The organism is Bacillus fonticola, assembly GCF_012955605.1.
In the GTDB taxonomy this organism is placed as follows: domain Bacteria; phylum Bacillota; class Bacilli; order Bacillales; family JC228; genus Bacillus_CG; species Bacillus_CG fonticola.
The window spans coordinates 990,007-1,012,678 of the sequence record NZ_CP052135.1; the positions used below are offsets into that span (position 1 = coordinate 990,007).

A 22,672-nucleotide genomic window follows, 5' to 3' on the forward strand; every position below is an offset into this window, starting at 1 on the left:
GACTGGTGCCAAAGGATAGAATCTGTTAAATGTGAAAAACACCCCCTGTTCTTATCTGACAAGCTTTGTCGTACACTAAGGGTGGAAGTGATTTTGGACGGAAGGGGAGTTCTATCGTGGCACGAAAATGGGCTAATCGGGCAATTATCGCATATGTTGTGTTTGGATTTGCCATGTACGCGTACTTATTTTTGTTTGCGGGTGGGACAGTTCCGCAAGAGTATATGGGCACCGCCAGTGATCCTAAGATGTTTTTAACCGAAAGAGAGCAACTGGTGGCAGAAGAATACTCATCCATTCGCAATTTATTATTCTTTTTATCAACGCCATACGAGTGGCTGATGTACTTGCTTATTTTATTGAGTGGGGCTTCGCGTGCTTTTGAGCGGTGGGCAAAGTCGGTAACGAGATTCCGATTTCTACAAACCGTCACGTATGTATTTATTTTAAATGTCGCGACGTTTCTCATTGTGTTTCCACTCGCATACATCAGTCATTTGCTGTCAAAGTCATACGGCATTTCAATCGAGACATTTTCGCAGTGGATGCGAGATGAAGTGGTCGATTTCTGGGTGAACTTTGCGGTGATGGCTGTGGTCATTCACTTTTTATTTCTTCTCATTCAAAAGGCTAGGCAAAGGTGGTGGCTGTATGCATCGCTGAGTCTTATCCCACTCGTCCTTTTTCTCATGTTTTTGCAACCAGTAGTCATCGATCCGTTGTACAATGATTTCACCGAGATTCAGGATGAAGACCTGGAAGAGCAAATTTTGCAGTTAGCTAAAGAGGCTGATATTCCGACAGACCAAGTATTTGAAGTCAATATGTCTGAAGAGACGAACGCGTTAAATGCTTACGTAACAGGCATTGGTTCAAATGCGCGGATTGTCTTATGGGATACGACACTAAAGCAGTTATCTGACCGGGCGATACTGTTCATTATGGCTCACGAAATGGGGCACTACGTGGAGAAGCATTTGTATATAGGAATGGCAAGTTATATGGTGGCGGCGTTCGCAATATTCTTCGTACTAGCTAAATGGATGCAACGAATTGTTTCACGTCACGGGAAAGTATTAAAAGTGGATTCTGTCACGCAGTTGCGAGTCCTGCCACTTTTTTATCTCCTGTTATCACTGCTCTTATTTATTATGAGTCCGTTTGCGAATGCGGTTTCCCGCTATCAGGAAGCGCGAGCAGACGATTATGCGCTAGAGATGACGCAAGATCCTGATGCGGCTATTGAAGCATTCCAAGAACTAACACGTGCTGGTAGAAGCGAAGTGAACCCACCACTCCTTGTGAAATGGTTCCGTTATGGACACCCGACGATGTTTGAGCGATTGAATGCGATTGAGAAGTTTCGAGGTCAGTAGCACTTTTAAGGTAACTTGTAAAGGCTGTCTCACGAAAGAGACAGCCTTTACGTTATCCGAATTCTATAACCAACTGTTGAAATTGTTTTGACAAACGAGCGAACTTCTTTCGATCACCATAGACAAGAGCATCATCAATTTGTTCCATTAAAGTTTCCTTCCGCCACATCAACCAAGCTTCCCGCCACATCATCTCCATATAGACATCTGCAACGGACAACATTTCCTTCTTTTGATTTCTCATGGCATAGGACTTAGCTAACTCTTGATAAGATCGCTCTTGGGGCATTTTCCTCACTCCAAACGCCTTTTTCTTATTATATGGCGTAATGTGCAAATATTCAACCGATTTGGCTGATGATTCAATGAATGCGAAAAATTTAAAATGCATCGACAATATTCTGTTAGATTTTAACACATTATGGTAAGGTGAAGAGGACAACCTTAATATTCTTGGTGAGGAGGATGTATTGTATGAACACGAAAGAAGTTTTTGAGTTAAGTCCCCAAACGCTCGCACTGCTTCCATATCAATATGGCAGTAAATCATTTACAAGAGCGCTCGTTGTGGGGGACGAATTACAGGTGGCATGTCGTCCCATTGAAGTCGTCAAGCGGGGGTGTGCTTATTTTGGCTCTAGCTACGAGGGCAGAAAAGCTGGGACGCGTCAGCTAACAGGGATTACACATAAAGCGCCCATTGCCGTAGACCCAACAAACGAGATATTTCTCTTTCCGACACTTTCGCCGACAAGAGAAGAATGTGCGTGGATCGCGCATGATCATGTGGCGCATTTTTCAAGTCCAATTGCTGGGGAGACAGAGATTCTATTCCGGGATGGTCAGTCGGTTATACTACCTATCTCAGATGCAGTGATCGAAAACCAAATGTTACGCACATCATTTTTACGAACCAAACTGGCCCAAAGAATTAGCGAGCCATCTCGTGGGTACTATATGATGATCGATCCGAAACAGAGAAAAATGAATGAACATTCGGGTAGACAGTTTCGTTAACGAACCTGAAGTTTTTCTATACCGGTAATGTATTCACAATCACCTAATCAGAGCTCCACATCACGCGCATCCATCTCCATGTTCTTCGTGACTTCTTCTAGATAAAAAACTTCGTTGAGATTTTTCAACTTGAGAGCTCGATTGAATAGTAAACACATAGCTTAACGTACATTTGAAAGGCATGATAACAGCAGTTTCCTTTGGGACTGTAAGTAATCATGCTTTTTTGGGGGAGGAAGTAACATTTCCTATTTTTCTTAATCATGAGCAGGAAAGGAAAGTTCGACTGTCGAAATATAGGCATAAGGAAGTCTTTCCGACCCCACATTGTATGGGCCTGGGGTACCTTATTGAAAAAGGAGCAATGACAATGACAGAAAAGAAGCGTTTAACTCGTGAAGATCTTTACGAGCTGAAAAGTGTAGCTAATCCGCAACTTTCGCCAGATGGAAACAAAATTTCTTTTGTTCAAACGACGATGAATGAAAAAACGAATGGATACGATGCGCACCTATTTGTTGTAGACCGTACTGGAGCAACCGAGGCGAAGCAGTGGACATTCGGGAACCAGAAAGACACGAATCCACAGTGGTCACCAGATGGTAGCCAGCTTGCCTTCGTTTCAACACGTGAGAAAAAACCACAAATTTACGTACTTTCGTTAGATGGTGGGGAAGCGCGTCCGCTGACAGAGATCCCGAATGGAGCGACGAACCCGCACTGGTCACCTGATGGGAAGACGATCGCTTTTCAAGTGAGCCTTTTGCCAGGATCATCTATTGATCAAGAGGAAGAAAAGGATGACAAGCCAGCACCACTAAAAGTCGTGGAAATGAAATACAAATCAGATGCACGTGGTTTTCACGATGAGAAAAAGCCACAGGTCGCTACCGTTGATGTTTCAACAGGAGAAGTGACTTTGCTTACAGAAGGAGAGCAAGCATACAACCTCGCCGGATGGACTGTAGATGGAGAGAGTTTACTAGTTTGGCAGGATGAAGCAGAAAACCGTGATGAATCTTTTGAACACGCTTTGTTTACATACGAAGTGGCACAGGGAACGTGGACACAAGTAAGCGACCGAGGCTCTTATCATTCTGCGTCTCCTTCACCGAACGGAGCCTATATCGCCTGGTTGGGGCACCATGGTGAATATAAAAACGCAACGCATGCTGATGTTTGGTTGCATGATGTAGCGACAGGCGTCACATCAAATCTTACACAATCACTTGATTTAGCAATTGGTGATTTTAATATCGGTGACTTTCAGCAAAACGGGACGCCTGTCGGACTTCAATGGAATGCAGCGAGCGATACGCTAACCTTTACTGCCTCTAAAGAAGGAAATACGAATATGTACCAAGTTACGGTAGGTGGAGAAGTAAGTGAATGGCTTACTGGTGAGCAGCACGTAACAGGAGCAAGCGTAGCAAAAGACGGCTCCGGTGCTGCGGTTACCATCAGTACGCCCACACAACCAGGTGATGTGTACTGGGTCGATGGGGCATCTAAACAAGTGCCCCCCCTTACTGCAGTAAATGCCGATGTACTTGCGGAGCGCGAAGTACCAGCTCCAGTTTCATTTACATTTACACGGGATGGCTACACCCTACAAGGCTGGTACATTCAACCTGTTGGGCTTGAAGCAGGCGAAAAGGCTCCAGTTGTTGTCGAAGTGCACGGTGGACCACACGCGATGTATGGACATTCTTACATGCATGAATTCCAAGTACTGGCTGCTGCAGGGTTTGGTGTTCTCTATACAAATCCACGTGGTTCATTAGGATACGGGCAAGACTTTGTAGATGCGGTACGAGGTGACTACGGTGGAGGCGACTATGAAGATGTCATGGCGCTCGTTGATCACGCAGTAGCAAACTTTGACTGGGTAGATGAGGATCGACTTGGTATCACAGGCGGTAGCTACGGTGGCTTCATGACCAACTGGGTTGTCGGACACACGAACCGCTTTAAAGGAGCGGTTACGCAACGGTCCATCTCGAACTGGACGAGCTTCTATGGAGTCAGCGACATCGGCTACTACTTTACAGAATGGCAAATCGGCGGAGACTTCGCGGATCTAGATACGCTGTGGAAGCACTCACCGCTTGCGCATGCAGATAATATAGAAACACCGCTACTGATCTTGCACGGTGAGAAAGACTACCGCTGCCCAATTGAGCAAGCAGAGCAACTGTTTATCGCATTGAAACGCCGTGGGAAAACGACTGAATTCTATCGCTTTCCAGACTCAAACCACGAACTCTCACGCTCAGGGACTCCATCACTACGAATGGACCGCTACGGCGCAATCGTCGACTGGATGACGAAGTACGTGAAAGAAACAAGTGCTAGTGAGAAAGAAGCGACACCAGCGAACTAATAGAACAAAAAGAAACCGTCCTTCATTGAGGCGGTTTCTCTTTGTTCAAATGCATAGTACTCAATAATTAGGATCCTCTGGCCAATCATAAATATCTTCCTGAATGTGAAGGGTCTCGCCATTGATATTATTCAGGGTATCACTTTCCCAATCTTTGTCTGTGAACATCTTGTGAAACTTGCCTTTTTTTGAGGTATACAAGTTGTGCTATACTGAAAATACTGCTAAAAATAGGCTAACAAGATGTTCTCGTTCTTACTGTTACGAGTTAGCCGAATGTTAGGTTTGTCCAGTCTGTACATATGTTTTAGGGAAGTTGACTTTATCGAGAAGGGGCTAACGATGGATTTCTCTTCATTTTTTCAATGGATTTCTTCGGAGGAGAACTTGAATGAGTGGTTCGGACAGTTTCGTGCACTTGGACCGTTTATGGGACTTCTCCTTCCGTTTATAGAGGCGTTTCTTCCGTTTTTGCCACTCGTCGTGTTTGTCGTGGTGAACGTGAATGCCTTTGGGCCGATATTCGGGTTTTTGTATTCTTGGATTGGAGCGAGTGTCGGGTCGATTGCTGTGTTTCTTGTCATTCGCAAGTGGGGAAATACGCGTTTCCTTCAGTTTATTCGACGGCAAAAACAAGTAAATAAGCTCGTAAAATGGGTGGAGCGTCACGGATTCGGACCGCTTTTTTTGTTTCTTTGCTTTCCGTTCACACCGTCCGCGCTTGTGAATATAGTGGCGGGTCTGTCGAAAATTAGCTTTATTCAATATTCGCTAGCCGTTTCCGCGGGAAAATTTGTTATGATTTTAATGGTGAGTTATATTGGTTCAGACATTCCCTCCCTCTTTCAACAACCCATTCGTTCGGCACTTATGGGTGGGGCGATTATTTTGTTATGGTTTATTGGAAAGCGTGTAGAGAAATGGCTTCAAAATAAGGTGGAGCGAGAGGAACAGAAGAAAGTATTAGTACAGCAGGATGAGTTGTAGGAAGGGGACAGGTGGCGTGAGTCCAGGATTGAAAAAGGAAGGTTTAGAATGGATTAAGGCGTTCGCGATCGGCATTTTATTGTTTTTGTTAATTCGTACATTTCTTTTTTCGAGTTACGAAGTGGAAGGCAAGTCTATGGTGCCTACCTTGCAGGATGGGGATAAACTGATCGTGAGCAAAATTGGGTATACTATTGGCGAGATTGACCGCCTTGATGTGATTGTGTTTCATGCAACGGAAACGGAAGACTACGTGAAGCGGGTGATCGGTCTTCCTGGAGACTCCATACGTTATGAAAATGACCAATTATTTGTCAATGACCAACCTATTCCAGAGCCGTTTTTAGATGAGTCGAAAGGGCAATGGGATGTTGGCACGTTTACGGGAGACTTCACTTTAGAGGGATTGGAGTCGACAAACGCACAGACTGTTCCTGAAGGGAAAATTTTTGTGTTAGGAGACAACCGGTTGGGGAGTCGCGATAGTCGTCATTTCGGATTTGTGGACATAGATGAGGTCGTCGGACAAGTCAGTTTACGGTTTTGGCCGTTTAAGGAAATAACCGTTTCGTTTTAACAAAAGGGGTGCCTACAGCTAGGAAAGCTGTGGAGGCACCCCTTTTTTTGGGTGAGTAGGTAAGGGCTTTTTGATGGTGCTCTCCCATTTTTGTAATAGGTGTACGTGCCATAGATTGAGCACATAGAGGAGAAAAGTGACGACCAGAAAACCCTTCCATCCAGTAAGACTAGAAACGAGGGGAGCGATTGACGCCCCGATCAGCAACAGAAAGGAGTACAAGGACAACGCTTTCGCACGGTTGTCTTTCGCCATATCTCCTATGATCAGAATGACAGTCGGTATCAAGATAGACACTGCCGCGATGAGCAAAATCGACCAAGTCCCAGAGAGCCAAAGTGAAGAGGAGTAGGTCAGCATGCCGAGTGTACTGAGAGCACCGAGTACGAAGCCAAGCTGTAATGTACGATAACTACCAAAACGTCGAATCAGTGTCCCAGTAAAAAAGGACAGTATTGCCCCTAATAAACCGATGCCCCGAATGGAATACATCGCCTCACCTGCATCTGGGAATCCGCGAGTGATAGCATCGTAAAATCCCACGGAAGTAAATAGTAGTGTGACGACGATGAAGTAGCAACGACGAAGGTCGCGGTCTTGCAAAAACGTTCCATACAGCTTCAAAACCCCAGCGCTCTTCTGACTTGTAGGAGATGTATGTGGATACAAAAAGGCCGAGACAACGAATAGGAGACCGTAACAAACAGCAAACACCCAAAACACAGCCTGCCATCCAAACCAACTAGTTAGCGCTTGGCTCACAATTTGACCGAAGATCCCCGCCACTAAAAATCCTGTATTAATAAGGGCTAATACAAACGTTCGAAACTTCCCATCAAACAATTCATACGCGTAGGCGAACGAAACAGGCGCAAACGAAGCGAGAGTAAAGCCTTGAACACTCCGGGCAAATAAAAGCCACTCGACAGATGGACTCCAGGCAACAAGCCACGTCGTGAACATGGAAGCGAGCAGCCCTACAACGATTACTTGCTTCCGCCCGAAACGATCTGATAGCGGTCCAAACGTTAAGAGCCCGCATGCATACCAAAACGTAAACAAAGTGCTTCCCCACACGAACTGTTCCGCATTTGTTGAGAAGCTCGTACTTAATGCAGTTGAAATAGGGATGAGTGTATAAATGTTACTAGCGACAAAAAAACCTGTGAGGATGAGTAAACTTGCCGATCCGCGTAGTTGTTTTGGTGTCAAAGGCATAGTAGTTAGTTCCTCCCCGTTCTATAGGGCATTTGCTCCCCTTTATGACATCCTATTCACGTTTGTGCACCGGGTAATATTGTCCTAATAGGAAACGATCGCCAGATGTAAAAACGTGTAGATAACTAGGCATGTCTCTCGCAACCTAGTACAATAGAAAGCACTAGAGATGGACAGGAATAGAGGAGGCACAGTCGCATGAGTTTGCAATTTTTCATAGGTCGATCTGGTACAGGCAAGACGAGTGCTATCCATCAAGAAATTGCCAAGAAGATTACTGCGAAAAGTGATGGTCCCCCGATTATCGTCATCGTACCTGAGCAAATGTCTTATCAAACGGAGCGCCGGCTTTGTGAGTTGACGGAGCAAGGTGGAACGATGCGCGCGCAAGTATATAGTTTGACGCGGCTTGCTTGGCGCGTCATGCAAGAGGTGGGGGGGATTGCTGGGACCCCGCTTGGTACGACCGGACTGCACATGCTCATTCGTAGTATTTTAGAAGAAAAGAAGGATGAATTAAGAGAGTACAGTGGAAATCGCGAGCAAGCCGGCTTCATTGATGAGATGCGTTCGTTACTTACGGAGATGAAACGGTATATTGTCGCGCCTGAGCAGCTACGTGAAGTTCTGCAAACCGAGCAGGATGAGTCGACAGACGGGGAGTTTCGCACGCGCAAGCTTCAAGATATTAGCAAGGTGTTTGAAGCGTTTGAAGCGAGTATGGATCAACATTTCATCGATCAGGAAGACACATACACGCACCTTGCTTCCCAAATTTCACGCTCCCGTTTCCTGCAAACAGCGGATGTGTATGTAGACGGGTTTCATGATTTCACCCCGATGGAATACAGCGTGTTAAAAGAGTTGATACAAACAGCGCGGAATATGACGATCGCTTTGACTGTGGATCGTCCGTTTCGACATAGTCTCCCAGAGGAAACCCATCTTTTCAGGGCAACGGGTGAGACGTACGCTACTTTATATGAAATGGCCCGTTCAAGTGGTGTTGGTGTGGAGAAGGATGTCGTGTTCACAGCGCCACCTGCAGGGAAATCGCCAGCACTCACACAGTTTGAACACACGTTTGAAATGCGCCCGATCGAGCCGTATGAGGGGCCAAACGCAGTCGTGTTGGCAGAAGCGCAAAATCGTCGCGCGGAAATCGAGGGGATTGCGCGTAATATACGCCGGCTCGTGCAGCACAACTGCTACCGCTACCGTGATATCGCGTTACTGCTTCGCAATGCAAACGCGTACGATGCGGTCATTGAATCTGTATTTGCAGATTATGAGATTCCGTATTTTTGTGATGAGAAAAAATCGATGCTCCACCATCCGCTCGTGGAGTTACTTCGTTCAGCCTTCGATTGTTTTGAGCAGGATTGGCGGTATGAAGCAGTGTTTCGTGCTGCTAAAACTGAGTTGTTATATCCGAATGGTGAGAGCGAGAAGAAAATTCGTGGGCAAATGGATCGTCTCGAAAACTATTGCCTCGCTTACGGTATTAAAGGAAGAGACTGGCGTACAGAATCACGGTGGGGCTATCGAAAATATCGGGGGTTAGCGCATAACGCCGCTGTCACCACAGAGGAAAAGGCGATTGAGCAAGAGGTGAACGAAAGTAGATTGCTTCTTAGTGCTCCTTTACTTCGGCTTGAAAGGCGGTTGGCGCAGCGGAAATCAGCTGCTGAAAAAGCGGAGGCACTTTATTTGTTTTGTGAGGAAATAGAGGTCCCAGCAAAGCTTGATCGCTGGCGTTTGCAAGCCGAAGAAAGTGGTAACTTATTGCAGGCGAAGGAGCACGAACAGGCGTGGGACATGCTCGTGCAGTTACTGGACGAATTTGTAGAAATCTTCGGCGATCAAACAGTGTCGACATCCTTGTTCATTCAGTGTCTTACAACAGGGTTAGAGGCAGCGGAATTTTCAAACGTGCCGCCGTCGGTCGATCAAATAGTGGTGGCTCATATGGATCGCTCGCGTTTGACGAATTTGCGCTGTGCGTTTGTGGTTGGTCTTCAGGACGGGGTATTGCCGCAAAAGCCAAGAGAGAACGGTCTTTTAGACGATGAGGAGCGGGAATGGTTAGCGAGACAAGGGATCGAGCTGGCACCTTCCAGCCATAAACAATTGTTAGACGAAGAGTTCGCTGCCTATCGTGTGTTCTCACTGCCGACAGATGCGTTATATGTTTCGTATCCGGTTGCAGACGAGGAAGGCAAAGGGGTGCTTCCATCGCCGTGGTGGTCACGGTTGCAAGAGCGATTTCCAACAGCGCGTAAGGAGAAATACGTGTTAGACCCCTCTGACCTTTCAGACGATGAGCAGCTGGCGTTTATAGCCAATCCTCACACTGCCATTACGCACGTCACGCATCAATTCCAACGTGCAAAACGGGGTGAAGCAGTGAGCGCCCTGTGGTGGGATACGTACAATGCACTTGTCGGACAATCACAATGGAAGGAATCGCTCCAACGTGCATTGCGTAGTTTAACGTACAAAAACGATACGACAACGCTTACTGAAGAAACGAGCCGGGCTTTATACGGGGAAGAACTATCAGCCAGTGTATCGCGTATGGAAAGCTTTTTCTCATGTCCATTCTCTCATTACTCTTCACACGGGTTGCGACTGCGAGAGCGTGAAGTCTATCAGCTCCACGCCCCACATATGGGAGAGCTGTTCCACGAAGCGTTGAAGCACATTCATAAACAGGTTGTCGCAGAAGGAGATTGGCGTGCTGTTACGGTTGAGGGCAGTCGTGACGTCGCGAAAAAGGTGATGGGCACATATGCACCGGCTTTGTTTCGCAACATTTTAGGTAGCTCCAAAAGGTATCAATATATTGCTAGAAAGCTAGAGCAAGTGCTAGCGCAAACGACATTTGCCTTAAGTGAACAAGCACGTCGAAGCGGTTTTTCGCCTGTAGGACTAGAGGTTGACTTTGGTCAGAAGGGTGAGTTGCCGCCGTTTACTTATACACTTTCAAACGGAACAAAGGTGGAGCTAAGAGGCCGAATCGACCGTATTGATCGCGGTGAAGTGAATGGGAACACGTACATTCGTATCATTGACTATAAATCAAGCAGTCGTGGACTCGATCTCGGTGAAGTGTATCACGGCCTAAGCTTGCAAATGTTGACGTATTTAGATCTTGTTTTAACAAACGGAAAACAGTGGATCGGGACGGACGTGTCGCCTGCTGGAGTATTTTATTTTCACATTCACAACCCACAACTCGACGGCAAAAAAGCGGGTAATGAGGAAGCGATGCGGGAGGATTGGCTGAAGTCGTATAAAATGAATGGCTATGTGCTCGGTGACACAGGCGTCGTTCAGGAAATGGATCAACAGCTTTCTGGTGGTTCGTCTCCAGTGATTTCAGCGGGCTTGAACAAGGACGGCTCATTACGAAAATCTTCCAAGGCCGCATCTATTGAGCATTTTTCTTCGCTTACTTCTCACGTGCGCACGCTGTTTCGCGAAGGAAGCGAACGGATGATGCAAGGGGACGTAGACATTTCCCCTTATCAATACCGAGACCGAACACCGTGTACGTTTTGTTCGTTCCGTTCCGTTTGCCAGTTAGATCATGATGTGATGGACAAGCCAGTACGTCATTTACCAAAGCAATCCGATGACGCGTGGCTGGCGCACATCATCGCGAAAGGAGATATGACATGAAGTGGACAAAGGCGCAACAACTCGCAATCGACGTAGCTGGAAGCGATACGCTCGTAGCAGCGGCGGCAGGATCAGGAAAAACAGCCGTACTTGTTGAGCGACTGATCAAAAAGATGATCGCTCCCGAACATCCGTTGTCTGTCGATGAGCTCCTGATCGTGACGTTTACGAACAAATCAGCGGCGGAAATGCGCGGTCGGATCGGCGAAGCGTTGGAAAAAGCGTGTGCCCTCGACCCAACGAATACTCATTTGCAAAAGCAAATTGCCCTTCTTTCCAGCGCCAGCATCTCGACGTTGCATTCATTTTGCTTAGAGGTTGTACGAAAGTATGCGACTACTGTCGAGCTGGACCCTTCGTTTCGGTTAGGTGACGTAACGGAGTTGTCCTTTTTGCGCGAGGAAGTGTTAGAAGACGTACTGGAAGCAGCCTACGGAGAAGAAGACGAGGAAAAACGCGAAGCCTTTTACAAATTCGTTGATGCGTTTACATCGGATCGAGGCGATGAAGAAATTCGCGAGCTTGTGCAAAAGCTCTACGAATTTTCGCGTGCCCATCCAGAGCCGGCGCGCTTTTTGCAACAGGTAGTAGCTGTGTATGACAGAGAGGAAGATACATCGTTTGATGAGCTGCCATACGCTGGGTTAGTGAGAAACCTTGTTGAGCGGAACATGCAAGCGACGTACGATTTGCTGCAAAAGGGGCTGAAAGAAAGTGAGCAGTGGGGTGTGTCGCCCCTAGCAGAAACGTTTGCGACGGATGTAGCGGCTCTAGACACCTTAATTGAGAGAATGCATGGCGATTGGGCTTTGTTTGAAGAAGGCATGCGAGGCTTCAAGTTTCCGAAAGCGAAGCCGGTTAAAAAGGGTGTTTATGATGATGAGGCTGCAGAGAAGTTGAAAGCAGTCCGCCAGCAGGCAAAGAAATTGTTAGAAGGTATCCAAGAGTCCGTGTTTCAACGCTCATTAACAGCTTATTTACGCGACGGAAAAGCGATGGTAGGCATCATTCAGGAACTCAATAAACTGGTGGAATCTTTCGGTGTAGCCTACTGGGAGGCAAAGAAGGAACGAGGCGTACTCGATTTTAGCGACTTGGAGCACCTCACGATCCAGTTGTTCCAGACAACAGACGAAAACGGTCAAAAGGTACCGTCTCCAATCGCAGTAAATTACCGGAACCGCTTTGCCGAAATACTTGTTGATGAGTATCAAGATACAAATCTTGTGCAAGAAACGATTTTGCGATGTATCAAACAGGGTGATGAAGCGAGCGGGAACTTGTTTATGGTAGGGGACGTGAAACAATCTATTTACCGTTTCCGCTTGGCAGAACCGACGCTTTTTTTGGACAAGTATCGTCGGTTTACAGCGGCAGACGACCCGACAGCTGGCACCCGGATTGATCTTTCGCAAAACTTCCGAAGCCGCAAAGACGTGTTGGAAGCAACGAACTTTGTATTCTCACAAATTATGGGAGAACGCGTCGGAGAAATCGTATACGACGAGGCCGCTAGTCTTCAGCAAAACACGCTCTATCCAGAGGAAGAAATGCCTGTAGACGTGGTCATTCTTGAAGAGGGTGGCGAAGCGGAAGTGTCGTTTGAAAGGGAAGAGACAAAAAACGATGAAGACCCGTCGGAATGGGAACGCGCCCGGTTAGAGTCTGAATGGATTGCGGAGAAAATTGCATCAAACGTTGCAAATCGTGTGCACACTTTTGATGCAAAGCGTGGTGCGGATCGCCCTGTTCAGTTCCGTGACCATGTCGTTCTGCTTCGCTCGATGACGTGGGCTGAAGAAGTTTCAGCTGCTTGTAAGCGTCGCGGCATTCCTGTGTACGCAAACAGCCGCTCAGGTTACTTTGAGGCAACCGAAGTACAAACGATGCTGTCACTGCTTCACATCATCGACAATCCATACCAAGACATACCGTTTGCCAGTGTATTGCGCTCGCCTATTGTAGAATTCACCGAAGAGGAGCTCGCGCAAATTCGCGTGTTGTCACGTAAATCCTCCTTTTATGATGCATTTTGTGAAGCGATTGCCCATCCAAAAGCGGATGGAACTGCGTGGCAAGAGAAGGGACGTTGGCTCCTACAACACCTGAACGAATGGCGTGCGTTTGCTCGTAAAGCGTCGTTGAGTGATCTCATCTGGCGTCTCTATCGGGATACCCGCTACGTAGACTTTGTCGGTGGATTAGTCGGTGGCAAGCAACGGCAAGCCAATTTACGTGCGTTGTATGACCGGGCCCGTTCGTATGAGAAAACAGCCTTCCGCGGGTTGTTTCGATTTTTGCGCTTTATTGGTCGTTTGCAAGAGCGAAACGAGGATCTCGGAACGGCACGAGCAGTCGGTGAAGAAGAAAATGTTGTTCGGATTATGACGATTCACTCTAGTAAAGGACTTGAATTCCCGCACGTGTTCGTGGCAGGTCTCGGGAAGCAATTCAACCGTCGCGATATGCAAGGAACATACCTATTTGATGCCCAGTTCGGATTTGCAACAAAGTATATTGACGTGGAGAAGCGCTTTACACGACCTTCTCTTTTTCAGCAAGCCATTCGTGAGAAAAAGCAAGGTGAAATGCTCGCTGAAGAAATGCGCGTGCTCTACGTTGCGATGACACGGGCAAAGGAGAAACTATATCTTCTAGGTTCAGTAAAAAGTGTGGAATCGTCGGCAAAAAAATGGACGGAAGGGTTAGAGGGAGAAGCTCTTTTGCTGCCAGAGTATAAACGGGCACAGGCGGTTTCTTACTTAGATTGGATCGTCCCAGCCTTCCTGCGTCATCCACTCGGAAAAAAGGTGTGGGCAGAGTCAACGTGGTGTCAAACGACTCCGATGTGGGAAACGTTTGCCGACGCTAAAGTTGATATCACTTTTTCATGGCTGACCCCGGAAAACTTTGCAAGTGAAGGGGAGGCGGTGGACGGGGAATCATTTGAACTTCCTAACGACGGAGAACGAGTGGAAAAAGAATCTCCTTTTACTCAAGAAGTGTTTGCTCAATTGGAATGGACGTACGAACACGAATGGGCGACACGTTTGAAGAGTAAGCAGTCTGTATCTGAGCTGAAGCGTTGGAAGGAATGGTTAGAGGCTGGAGATGTGCTCGACGGACCCCTTGTGTCTAAGCCGCGTTTCGATCGACCGAAGTTTTTGCAAGAGAATAAGGTATCCCCGACTGAACGCGGAACGTTGATGCACTTAGTCATGCAGCACGTACCAATTCATTCAAACTTACACCGTGCCGAGATTGAAACGGTGTTGGAAAATATGGTAAGAAAACATTGGCTGACTGACGATCAAAAAGAAGTAATTGAGATCGACTGGGTGCTCCAGTTTTTTTCCTCTTCAATTGGGAAGCGCGTGGTAGATAGCGATAATGTGAAGAGAGAAATCCCGTTCAGCTATACAGTGCCAGCCAGAGAACTGCATCCTGACGTCGACGGTGAGGGTGAATCCGTCTTGATTCAAGGCATCGTCGACTGTTTGATCGAAGAAGAAGACGGATTTGTACTGGTGGATTACAAAACAGACACCATTACAGGGCGCTATCCAGGGGGCTTTGAAGAAGCGAAGCCACATCTGCTGGAGCGGTACAGAGAGCAAGTCTACTGGTATGCACGCGCGATTGGCGTCATGCTCGATAAACCGGTGAAGGAAAGCGTGCTGTACTTTTTTGATGGAGGCCATGTGGTGGAGGTTGCGGAGATAGTGGAGACTGGGAGTAAGTAGCGTGCATGATACGAGAGGAAGAGAAGAAAGAGGATCTACTAGCGCGCAACTGATCCATCCCGGGATAAGAGCGTTAACCCCGAGATAAGAGCGTTACACCCAGGATAAGAGCGTTAATTCCGGGATAAGAGCGTTAATCCCGGGATAAGAGCGTTAAACCCAGGATAAGAGCGTTAATCCCGAGATAAGAGCGTTACACCCAGGATAAGAGCGTTACACCCGCTCCAGGGGGTTCAATAGCACACCAAACCCGCCGCCGCACGCACGAAACGCGACAGGCACCAACACCTGTCGCGTTTTCTCGTTCACGCATTCCCTGTAATCGGCTGATCTACCCCGTTGACGTCAAATGTGTTATTTACAGAGATGCCGTTGTTAGTAATAACAATTCCGCCTGTATTGCCACCACCAGATCCGTTTAGAAGTTTTGTTGCTGATTTGGGTGATACGTAAAAAGTATCACCGAATTGTATTTCACCGCCGACCTGATTATTAATAACGACTGGTCCTACGATGGCAGGCATAGTATCCACCACCTCTTTTGTCATGAACTATTGTGTCTGTTTACGTGTATGCAGGCAGTGGCATAGGTGTGCATTTTTACGGTCTTTGAAATACTTTGGAAATCCCGGTTTCGATGCCGCCAACCGATTGTTCTTGTGTTAGCAGCTGCCTTATATGCTTGACGCGACTTTCTAAGTAGACGGCTTCTACATTGCCGATATGAACGACGGCTGCCGACGAAATCGCTGTGAAGTCCATCTTACCGACACGGAGTTGCCGAGTGGGATTGTGGGTTTGGATTTCAACCTGTTCAAAGAATACAGGTGGAAGTGGGATGTGTTCACGAAAAATAGGGAACTGTTTTAAATCGCCTTCCTTCCCGTTGAAAAATTGCGCCTCTCTTTGGTAGGCAAGTGCGTAACTGTGCGCCTCGATTGTCCGTGTATCGCCCACTTGGACCACAGAAGCAGATACCAGCGTATTAGAATGTACATAGTCTACTTTACTCGTACGTTCAAACATCGCTAACCTCTCGGGGCAAATGGGACGAACGGGCCAATAATCAGAGATTCTGCCGGTGTGTCGAACGTTGAGGCTGCTTGAATCGTATGGCAATCTCCCAGAATAACAATCGCGGAGGAAGCAACACCGCCGAAGTCGATAGACTCTATATCAAATTCTCCGTTTGTCACGTTCCATTCTATCATTTGTCCTCTTCCTCCTCTCCATTTGCCTTCTCTTCAGTAGTTTGATTAGGTTGCGGCGTTTCAGACTGTGTAGCGTTCGCTTGCGTTAAAAACGTCATAATTCCTTGGTAAATGTCTTGTTTCATTAATAGACTCACTTCTTTTTTTAAATTCGTCGTGTTCGGATCCGTTCTAAGCGCTTGGGGCATTCGTTGCAAATGGTACTGTAAACGGGTAGGTAACTGTTTCCGAATGTCGTCTTTCATAAAGTCTGCGTACATTGGATTTACTGGGATGCCGAGTTGTTCACAGGCTCTCTCTACTGCTTTATGATAATCGTTTTCCAAGTAGTGTAGCATTTCATTTTCTAATTCTTTCGTGACTCCCCAACCTTTTGGATCAGTGTATGGGGTGGCTTGTGGAGCGTTTCCTGGTACTAAATCTTCCATGTTTTCAAGATCTGTTGGGGATAATCCGATGTGCAAAGTGCCGTCTAAATTTTCCACCTTTAGTTGATCAAATTTATATTCGATTCGATCAACGCGTATCGCTGGTTGATCTTGAAGTTTTTGCACGAGCTGGCGTAGTTCCCTTACTTCTTTTTCTAACAAATCTAATCTAGATGACTGAGGAGTTGCCGTTTTACTTGGTTGCACGGGGGAGCCACTTTGCCCGGGAACTTGCACTTTCCACGTATAGGGAGGTTGATGGGGGTTCATCACGCGTCACACCTTTCTTCTGAAGTCGTCACAATGTATAAGGGACAACATTGCTCGGTTGTACCTCACTCGGGTCATCTTCTGTCACTTTGTCTGTCATTTCATCTGTCACATGATCCATCACCAGGTCGCCAACTTCACCTGGTAGTGGGGCGGGCTCAATAAATGCACCTGTGTTGTACAAATAAGCGTTGGAACGAATGATGCCACTAGAGCCGATTTGAAAGACCCCGGAGTTCGCTACACTGCCGATTTTAATCATACGGATGTGAAAGTTTTGATGAATATGAATCGCCACGGTTATCCTCCTTAGATTCGGGGCGTACCAGTTCCCGCCCGAAGTTTGTCGAAAAGTTTTTTATAGGGTTAGTGCAATAGGTAGGTCTACGACATCTTGGTCTTGTGTGTTTGTCGTGCTGTATTCGTTTACAACGTACATGCCGTCACCTGTGTTGAAGGAGCCGGCCCCCGCAAATGTTTTGTTCGTGGCGGTGGGCGTAATTTGAAACGCGTCGCCTATGTGGACGACAGCGCTACTGCTGATGCTAATGACCTGCACGACACCGACTATTGCTGGCAAAGGTTGCTCCCTCCTTTCCTGATGAGAGCTTCAAAAACGATGGGCATTTGCCACGGTCTTTGATATCGTATGTATGGAAAGCGTAACTGGTGAGTGATGAAAGGTGGGGGTTCTTTGCGTGTTCATTCCATTGATGTAACGAGAGGAATTGCTTTATTAGGAATTTTACTCATTAATGTGATGTCGTTTCACGCTCCTTTTTTGTACGTCGATCCTTACACGTACTGGGAAGAAGAGTTTTGGTTGTATAGCCTTATTGATCTGTTTGTGCAAGGTAGTTTTTATCCGTTGTTTTCTTTGTTATTTGGGTTCGGGACCGTGTTTTTGTTTGAAAAGTGTGTTCGAGAAGGACGTCGTTTTCTCTCGGTCTACATACGTCGTTTGCTGTTTCTGGCGATAGTCGGGTTATTACACGGTTTGTTTATTTGGAGCGGTGACATTTTGTTTGCCTATGCGCTTACAGGTGTTGTGAGTGGATTGTTTATAAAGTTGCCAGCGAAACCACTCTTGATCATTGGGGGACTGTGGTTTCTCGTACCCCAATTGTTGATGGGTGGCTTGATGTTCCTTGCTTCCCTTTCTTCAGGGGGAGATATGGGGATGCCGGTAGACGTAGTAGGCATCCAGCAGTCCATTGAGGCGTATCGATACGGAAGCTGGGCAGAGATTCAACAAATGCGCTTTACGGATTGGCAGAAGTCAAATGGGTCTGCCATCATTGTGTTTCAGATCGGCATGCTTGTTCCGTTTTTTCTCATTGGAATGGGGTTGGCGAAAACGAATTTGTTTCGTGGGCACCAGACAACAGGAGCGCTTACATGGTTCTGGATCCTCTTTACTGTTGGAATCGCGATTAAGCTTATTCCTTATGTTACGTCCTTTTCATTAGGACCCTTTACTGTACACGAATATATCGGTGGACCACTTGTCGCGTTTAGCATCCCGTTTCTCGTGCATTCTCTCGTGCAAAACGGTCGGGTGACAAGAGTTGCCAACGCCCTGGCCAACATGGGGAAACTTTCCTTTACGATGTATTTGTTGCAGTCGCTGATCGGGACATTTGTCTTTTATAACATCGGTTTTGGTTTGTACAGTCAAGTTACGTTACTTCAGGGGACATTGTTCGCCATTGCTTTATACACCGTGCAAGTCGTAGCTGCCAACCTGTGGATGCGTAATTTTCAGATCGGTCCGTTTGAATTCGTATGGAGAGCTGTCACGTACGGTAAACGTCCAGAGATGAAAAGGGACGAATCCTGAGTTCAAAGGGGCAGATTCCTGATTCAAAGGGGCAGATCCCTGATTCAAAGGAGCAGATCCCTGATTCAAAGGGGCAGATACCTGATTCAATGGGACGGATCCCGTACTCAAAGGGACGAATCCCGTACTCAAAGGGTCAATCACGACTCAAGCGAAAAAGTCTGTTGTAACGGAATAATAATAAGTCTTACCACACGGCTGTTCACGAATTGGACAAGGCTAGATGGCACACGCTACTTCTATCTACTAGGCAGGAAGTGGTATGCTTGTATTATATGGACAAGGAAAGGATGAACAACTTATGGTAACAGATTTGCACATTACAACATGGGTCGTTGGCATTGTTTTGTTTTTGGTAGCGTATAACATGTACAAAAAAGGCAACGCCAAAGCGGCAAAAATTAACCACATGATTACGCGTGTTCTATACATTTTGATTATCTGGACAGGGATCAATCTTTTTATTCCAACAGACCCACTTTATAATGTGAAGGCATTGGCAGGAATATTGGTAATTGTAGGTATGGAGTTGACGCTTGTTCGGACGAAAAAAGGCAAATCAGCATCGATTGGTTGGGGATTGTTTATCGTTGGATTAGCAGGTGCACTAGTGCTAGGGATGATGCTGCCACAAGGAATTTACTTAGGATAAAAGAGATGGGGATGTCCGATAAGTGACAGCTCACCACGGTTTTACGTCAGCTATAGTGTTTGTGGATTTTGACAAACACTATGATCTGACGGTTGTGGTGACTGTTACTTTGCTTTTAGGACAGCCCCATTTTTTTGAAAGGGCTCTCGTTTTCTGTCGATTTATGCTATCTTTATAGGGGAAAGGCTAAGAGCACGACGTCAAGTTAGGCAGGCATGCTAACTACGCCGTATCGCATGCATAATCGCATCCCTAGCAAGCACATCGCCTTTCGACCACATCGTGTGGGCCAAAGGAAGAAACGTTCGTGTGGTGAAAAAACATGAGAACAATACAACATGTATACCAAGACAAACTTACATTAGAACGCTTTACCCGGAAGAACCATCTGGCTAGAGAACAGACCATTTTGGTGCAAGTGTTTTCCGGTGTCCCAAACCGGGCATTTTTACGTATGCTCCAAAAAGATATACAGGAAACGATCCCCCACGCCATTGTAATGGGTGTAACGACTGACGGTGAAATTTATCAAGGGACGAATCGTGAACGCCAAGTAGTGCTAGCTTTTACGGTATTTACCCAAACGGAAGTACAACTGTTTTCCATTGAGACGAAAGGTGAAGACCTTATTAAAGTGGGACAAGCCTTTACAAAGCTCATCAAGACACCTCATACAAAGGGAGTGCTTCTGTTCTCGGGGCTATCCGCATATGATTCGCAACTCTTTTTAGATGGACTATATGATTCCACTAATGAATTCCCACCGATCGTAGGAGGGTTGGCCGCGGATAATGGGCAGTTTCAAGAGGCGTTCGTATTTACAGAAGACTGGATTTCGTCAACAGGCATCCTCCTCGTTACATTACGAAGCGAGCAGCTCACTGTATCCACACACGGTCAGTACCATTGGCGTGAGGTCGGGACACGCTTTACTGCTACAGGAGTAAACGGAAAAGAAGTATTTTCATTAGATGGTGAGCTTCCGAGTGATCTCTTAAAGAAACACATCGGAGAACGGTTTATACAAGGGTTACCAGAGACAGGAATTGAATTTCCGCTCGTCATTATGAGAGGGGAGGAACAGACGCAAGCCTTTATTGAGTCTATCCAAAAGGACGGAACAATGACGCTGTCGACGCCATTACATAAAGGCGAGCAAGTGACCTTTGCTTTTGTCGATATTGAAAAATGGATCGAAACGTCCGTTGTTCAACTTGAAACCCTCTCAGAAGGACATGTGGAATCGATTTTCATTTACAATTGTTTAGCACGTAGAAGGTATGTAAAAGAAATTACGTCTCAAGATGTTGCACATTTTCAACGGATTGCGCCAACAACCGGTTTCTTTGGGAACGGTCAGATTGTTAGTTTGTCAGGAGGAAAGCCAAAAGTATACGTTCATGCTCTAGCATACGTCACGATGGCGGAGGGACAAACTATACCGAGTAAAAAAGAAGCGCTAAAGGTTTCCTATCAAATCCCCCCTCAAGTCCGAACGATGATGCTCTTTACGCAACTAATGGAAGCGGCAGTATCCAATGCAGCCGAATTAGCCCAATCCGTTCAACGTTCGCAAGAAATCTACAAATCTTTGTTCGAGAACAATAGTGAACTCATTTATTCTACTGATTTAACAGGGAAGTTTACGAGTATTAATCCATCTTTTGAACAAGCGTTTAATGTGAAAAAGGAGGATTTGATCGGAAAAAGTGCGATTCCGTTTCTACAAAAGAAAGATGTCATTCGTGTGAAACGTCATTTTCTAAAATCATTGATCGGGCGTGAAGAGTTATTTCGTATTAATATTGAAACGAATGGTACGTGGAAGACGTTTGAAATGAAGCATGTGCCCATTATGGTGCAAGGCGAACGGATTGGTTTGTACGGCCTCGGACGTGACATCACAGACAAAATCCAAACAGAAGATCGTATTACACAATTAGCTTACTACGATCATGAAACACAGCTACCAAACCGTATTAAGTTTGCTGAGATCGTCAAGGGGATGCTGGACAAAGTGAAATCCAGTGATCAATCGATAGCCGTCATGTTTCTCGACATCGACCGGTTTAAGATTATTAATGATAGTCTCGGTCACGTTATTGGAGATCTATTACTGAAGCAAATCGCGTACAGAATAGAAAAAGTGTTACCCGCAGGTGCCTACATAGGGAGATTTGGCGGGGATAAATTTACGATTGCCTGTGCGCGCAATGTCTCTTATAAACAAGTAGAGTCCGTTGCCCAAATGATTTTAGATGAGGTCAAACAACCTCTTTTTCACGATGGACATGAGTTTTTCTTAACAGCTAGTATCGGTGTCAGTTTTTCCCCTCAGGACGGCGATCAGGTGGAAACGCTATTGCGCAATGCAGATGCTGCGATGAACCGTGCGAAACAAGTGGGTGGGGGAGCCTATATGAGTTTCTCTCACCATATGAACGACGATGCTTTATATCGACTAGAGCTTGAGCGCTTTTTACACAAAGCCATTGAAAAAGATGAATTGTTCTTAGCGTACCAACCGATTTTAGAGCTCTCAACTGGAAAGTGTACCGGATACGAGGCGCTCGTCCGTTGGCGGCACCCACACCAAGGCATTATACCGCCGACCCAATTCATTCCCATTGCAGAAGAAACAGGTCTTATTTTAGAGATCGGGAATTGGGTACTACAGGAAGCGTGTCAAAAAGCGGTCGAATGGCGTGAACAACTTCAACCAGACTTGAAAGTATCTGTAAATGTGTCAGCACCTCAATTTGCGCATCCGAAATTTGCCCAGTTTGTTCAGAAAGCGTGTGAGCAAGCAGGATTGCCTCCTGAAGCGCTTCACCTCGAGCTGACCGAGTCCATTATGGTCGGGAACATGGGGCATTGCATTGACGTGATGTACAATTTAAAGGATATTGGTGTCAATATATCCATTGATGATTTTGGAACAGGGTATTCATCATTTCAATATTTGCGTGAGCTGCCAATCGATACGTTGAAAATTGATCGGAGCTTCATTCATTCCTTGGAAAACACACCGAAGGAATTCGCTATTGTCCAAGCGCTCGTTACGATGGGAACAGGTCTTGGAATTCGTGTGATCGCTGAGGGTGTCGAAACGAAGGAGCAGCTTGATTTGCTACAACAAATTGGTTTGAACTATGCACAAGGGTTTTATTTTTCAAAACCGTTGGAGGAACAAGCTTTTCAGCGCGCTTTAGAAAAAAACACATTTGCCATTGAGATGGGATAGCATGTGGAAAACCCACTGTTTGTAACAGAACAAACAGTGGGT

At 46.3% G+C, this 22,672-nt stretch carries 18 protein-coding genes; 10 read left to right on the forward strand and 8 right to left on the reverse strand.

Annotated features, from left to right (window positions below):
* Positions 1 to 116: 116 nt before the first annotated feature.
* On the forward strand, positions 117 to 1,376 hold the full coding sequence (locus tag HHK01_RS04880) for a M48 family metallopeptidase (RefSeq protein WP_228027660.1): 1,260 nt from the start codon (positions 117 to 119) through the stop codon (positions 1,374 to 1,376).
* A gap of 52 nt (positions 1,377 to 1,428) precedes the next feature.
* On the opposite strand, the gene HHK01_RS04885 is transcribed toward HHK01_RS04880, so the two are convergent.
* Positions 1,429 to 1,767: an IDEAL domain-containing protein gene (locus HHK01_RS04885; RefSeq protein ID WP_170006672.1), complete on the reverse strand. Its 339-nt coding sequence runs from the start codon at positions 1,765 to 1,767 to the stop codon at positions 1,429 to 1,431.
* 83 nt (positions 1,768 to 1,850) lie between these two features.
* On the opposite strand from HHK01_RS04885, the gene HHK01_RS04890 reads away from it, so the two are divergent.
* From HHK01_RS04890 to lepB, 4 genes are all read left to right on the forward strand, one after another.
* A complete protein-coding gene (locus tag HHK01_RS04890; RefSeq protein WP_170006673.1) occupies positions 1,851 to 2,393 on the forward strand; it encodes a competence protein ComK in 543 nt (180 codons plus the stop codon).
* A gap of 370 nt (positions 2,394 to 2,763) precedes the next feature.
* Positions 2,764 to 4,776, forward strand: coding sequence for a S9 family peptidase (locus HHK01_RS04895; RefSeq protein ID WP_170006674.1), 2,013 nt, complete (start codon positions 2,764 to 2,766; stop codon positions 4,774 to 4,776).
* Positions 4,777 to 5,118: 342 nt separating this feature from the next.
* Entirely contained in the window at positions 5,119 to 5,763 is a 645-nt protein-coding gene (locus HHK01_RS04900; protein ID WP_170006675.1) for a TVP38/TMEM64 family protein, read from the forward strand.
* Positions 5,764 to 5,779: 16 nt separating this feature from the next.
* Positions 5,780 to 6,340: a signal peptidase I gene (gene lepB / locus HHK01_RS04905; RefSeq protein ID WP_170006676.1), complete on the forward strand. Its 561-nt coding sequence runs from the start codon at positions 5,780 to 5,782 to the stop codon at positions 6,338 to 6,340.
* Between the two features lie 18 nt (positions 6,341 to 6,358).
* On the opposite strand, the gene HHK01_RS04910 is transcribed toward lepB, so the two are convergent.
* Complete coding sequence (locus HHK01_RS04910) at positions 6,359 to 7,558, reverse strand: MFS transporter (RefSeq protein ID WP_170006677.1); 1,200 nt, start codon at positions 7,556 to 7,558, stop codon at positions 6,359 to 6,361.
* Positions 7,559 to 7,756: 198 nt separating this feature from the next.
* On the opposite strand from HHK01_RS04910, the gene addB reads away from it, so the two are divergent.
* Positions 7,757 to 11,242, forward strand: a complete 3,486-nt coding sequence (gene addB / locus HHK01_RS04915; RefSeq protein WP_170006678.1) for a helicase-exonuclease AddAB subunit AddB — start codon at positions 7,757 to 7,759, stop codon at positions 11,240 to 11,242.
* The gene (addA, locus tag HHK01_RS04920) at positions 11,239 to 14,985 is read left to right on the forward strand and encodes a helicase-exonuclease AddAB subunit AddA (protein ID WP_170006679.1); all 3,747 of its coding nucleotides are present in this window, start codon (positions 11,239 to 11,241) and stop codon (positions 14,983 to 14,985) included. The genes addB and addA overlap by 4 nt, the downstream gene beginning before the upstream one ends.
* A 305-nt stretch (positions 14,986 to 15,290) precedes the next feature.
* Here addA and HHK01_RS04925 read toward each other — a convergent pair whose 3' ends face one another.
* The 6 genes from HHK01_RS04925 to HHK01_RS04950 form a co-directional block, all read right to left on the reverse strand.
* A complete protein-coding gene (locus HHK01_RS04925) occupies positions 15,291 to 15,509 on the reverse strand; it encodes a spore germination protein (RefSeq protein WP_170006680.1) in 219 nt (72 codons plus the stop codon).
* A gap of 76 nt (positions 15,510 to 15,585) precedes the next feature.
* On the reverse strand, positions 15,586 to 16,011 hold the full coding sequence (locus HHK01_RS04930) for a spore germination protein GerPE (protein ID WP_170006681.1): 426 nt from the start codon (positions 16,009 to 16,011) through the stop codon (positions 15,586 to 15,588).
* A 2-nt stretch (positions 16,012 to 16,013) separates the two neighbouring features.
* The gene (locus HHK01_RS04935; RefSeq protein ID WP_170006682.1) at positions 16,014 to 16,196 is read right to left on the reverse strand and encodes a spore gernimation protein GerPD; all 183 of its coding nucleotides are present in this window, start codon (positions 16,194 to 16,196) and stop codon (positions 16,014 to 16,016) included.
* Entirely contained in the window at positions 16,193 to 16,894 is a 702-nt protein-coding gene (gene gerPC / locus HHK01_RS04940) for a spore germination protein GerPC (protein ID WP_170006683.1), read from the reverse strand. Before gerPC ends, HHK01_RS04935 begins: the two co-directional genes overlap by 4 nt.
* Positions 16,895 to 16,922: 28 nt before the next feature.
* The gene (locus tag HHK01_RS04945) at positions 16,923 to 17,192 is read right to left on the reverse strand and encodes a spore germination protein GerPB (protein ID WP_170006684.1); all 270 of its coding nucleotides are present in this window, start codon (positions 17,190 to 17,192) and stop codon (positions 16,923 to 16,925) included.
* 60 nt (positions 17,193 to 17,252) lie between these two features.
* Positions 17,253 to 17,474 (reverse strand): spore germination protein, encoded by a 222-nt coding sequence (locus tag HHK01_RS04950; RefSeq protein ID WP_170006685.1) that lies wholly within the window; start codon positions 17,472 to 17,474, stop codon positions 17,253 to 17,255.
* 114 nt (positions 17,475 to 17,588) lie between these two features.
* Between HHK01_RS04950 and HHK01_RS04955 the strand changes: the two genes are divergently transcribed.
* The 3 genes from HHK01_RS04955 to HHK01_RS04965 all read left to right on the forward strand — a co-directional run bounded on the left by HHK01_RS04955 (position 17,589) and on the right by HHK01_RS04965 (position 22,630).
* Positions 17,589 to 18,734 carry a DUF418 domain-containing protein gene (locus tag HHK01_RS04955; RefSeq protein ID WP_170006686.1) on the forward strand — a complete coding sequence of 382 codons (1,146 nt, stop codon included), beginning with the start codon at positions 17,589 to 17,591 and terminating at the stop codon, positions 18,732 to 18,734.
* 262 nt (positions 18,735 to 18,996) lie between these two features.
* Positions 18,997 to 19,386 carry a YisL family protein gene (locus HHK01_RS04960; protein ID WP_228027661.1) on the forward strand — a complete coding sequence of 130 codons (390 nt, stop codon included), beginning with the start codon at positions 18,997 to 18,999 and terminating at the stop codon, positions 19,384 to 19,386.
* 322 nt (positions 19,387 to 19,708) lie between these two features.
* A complete protein-coding gene (locus HHK01_RS04965) occupies positions 19,709 to 22,630 on the forward strand; it encodes a bifunctional diguanylate cyclase/phosphodiesterase (RefSeq protein ID WP_170006687.1) in 2,922 nt (973 codons plus the stop codon).
* Positions 22,631 to 22,672: the final 42 nt, after the last annotated feature.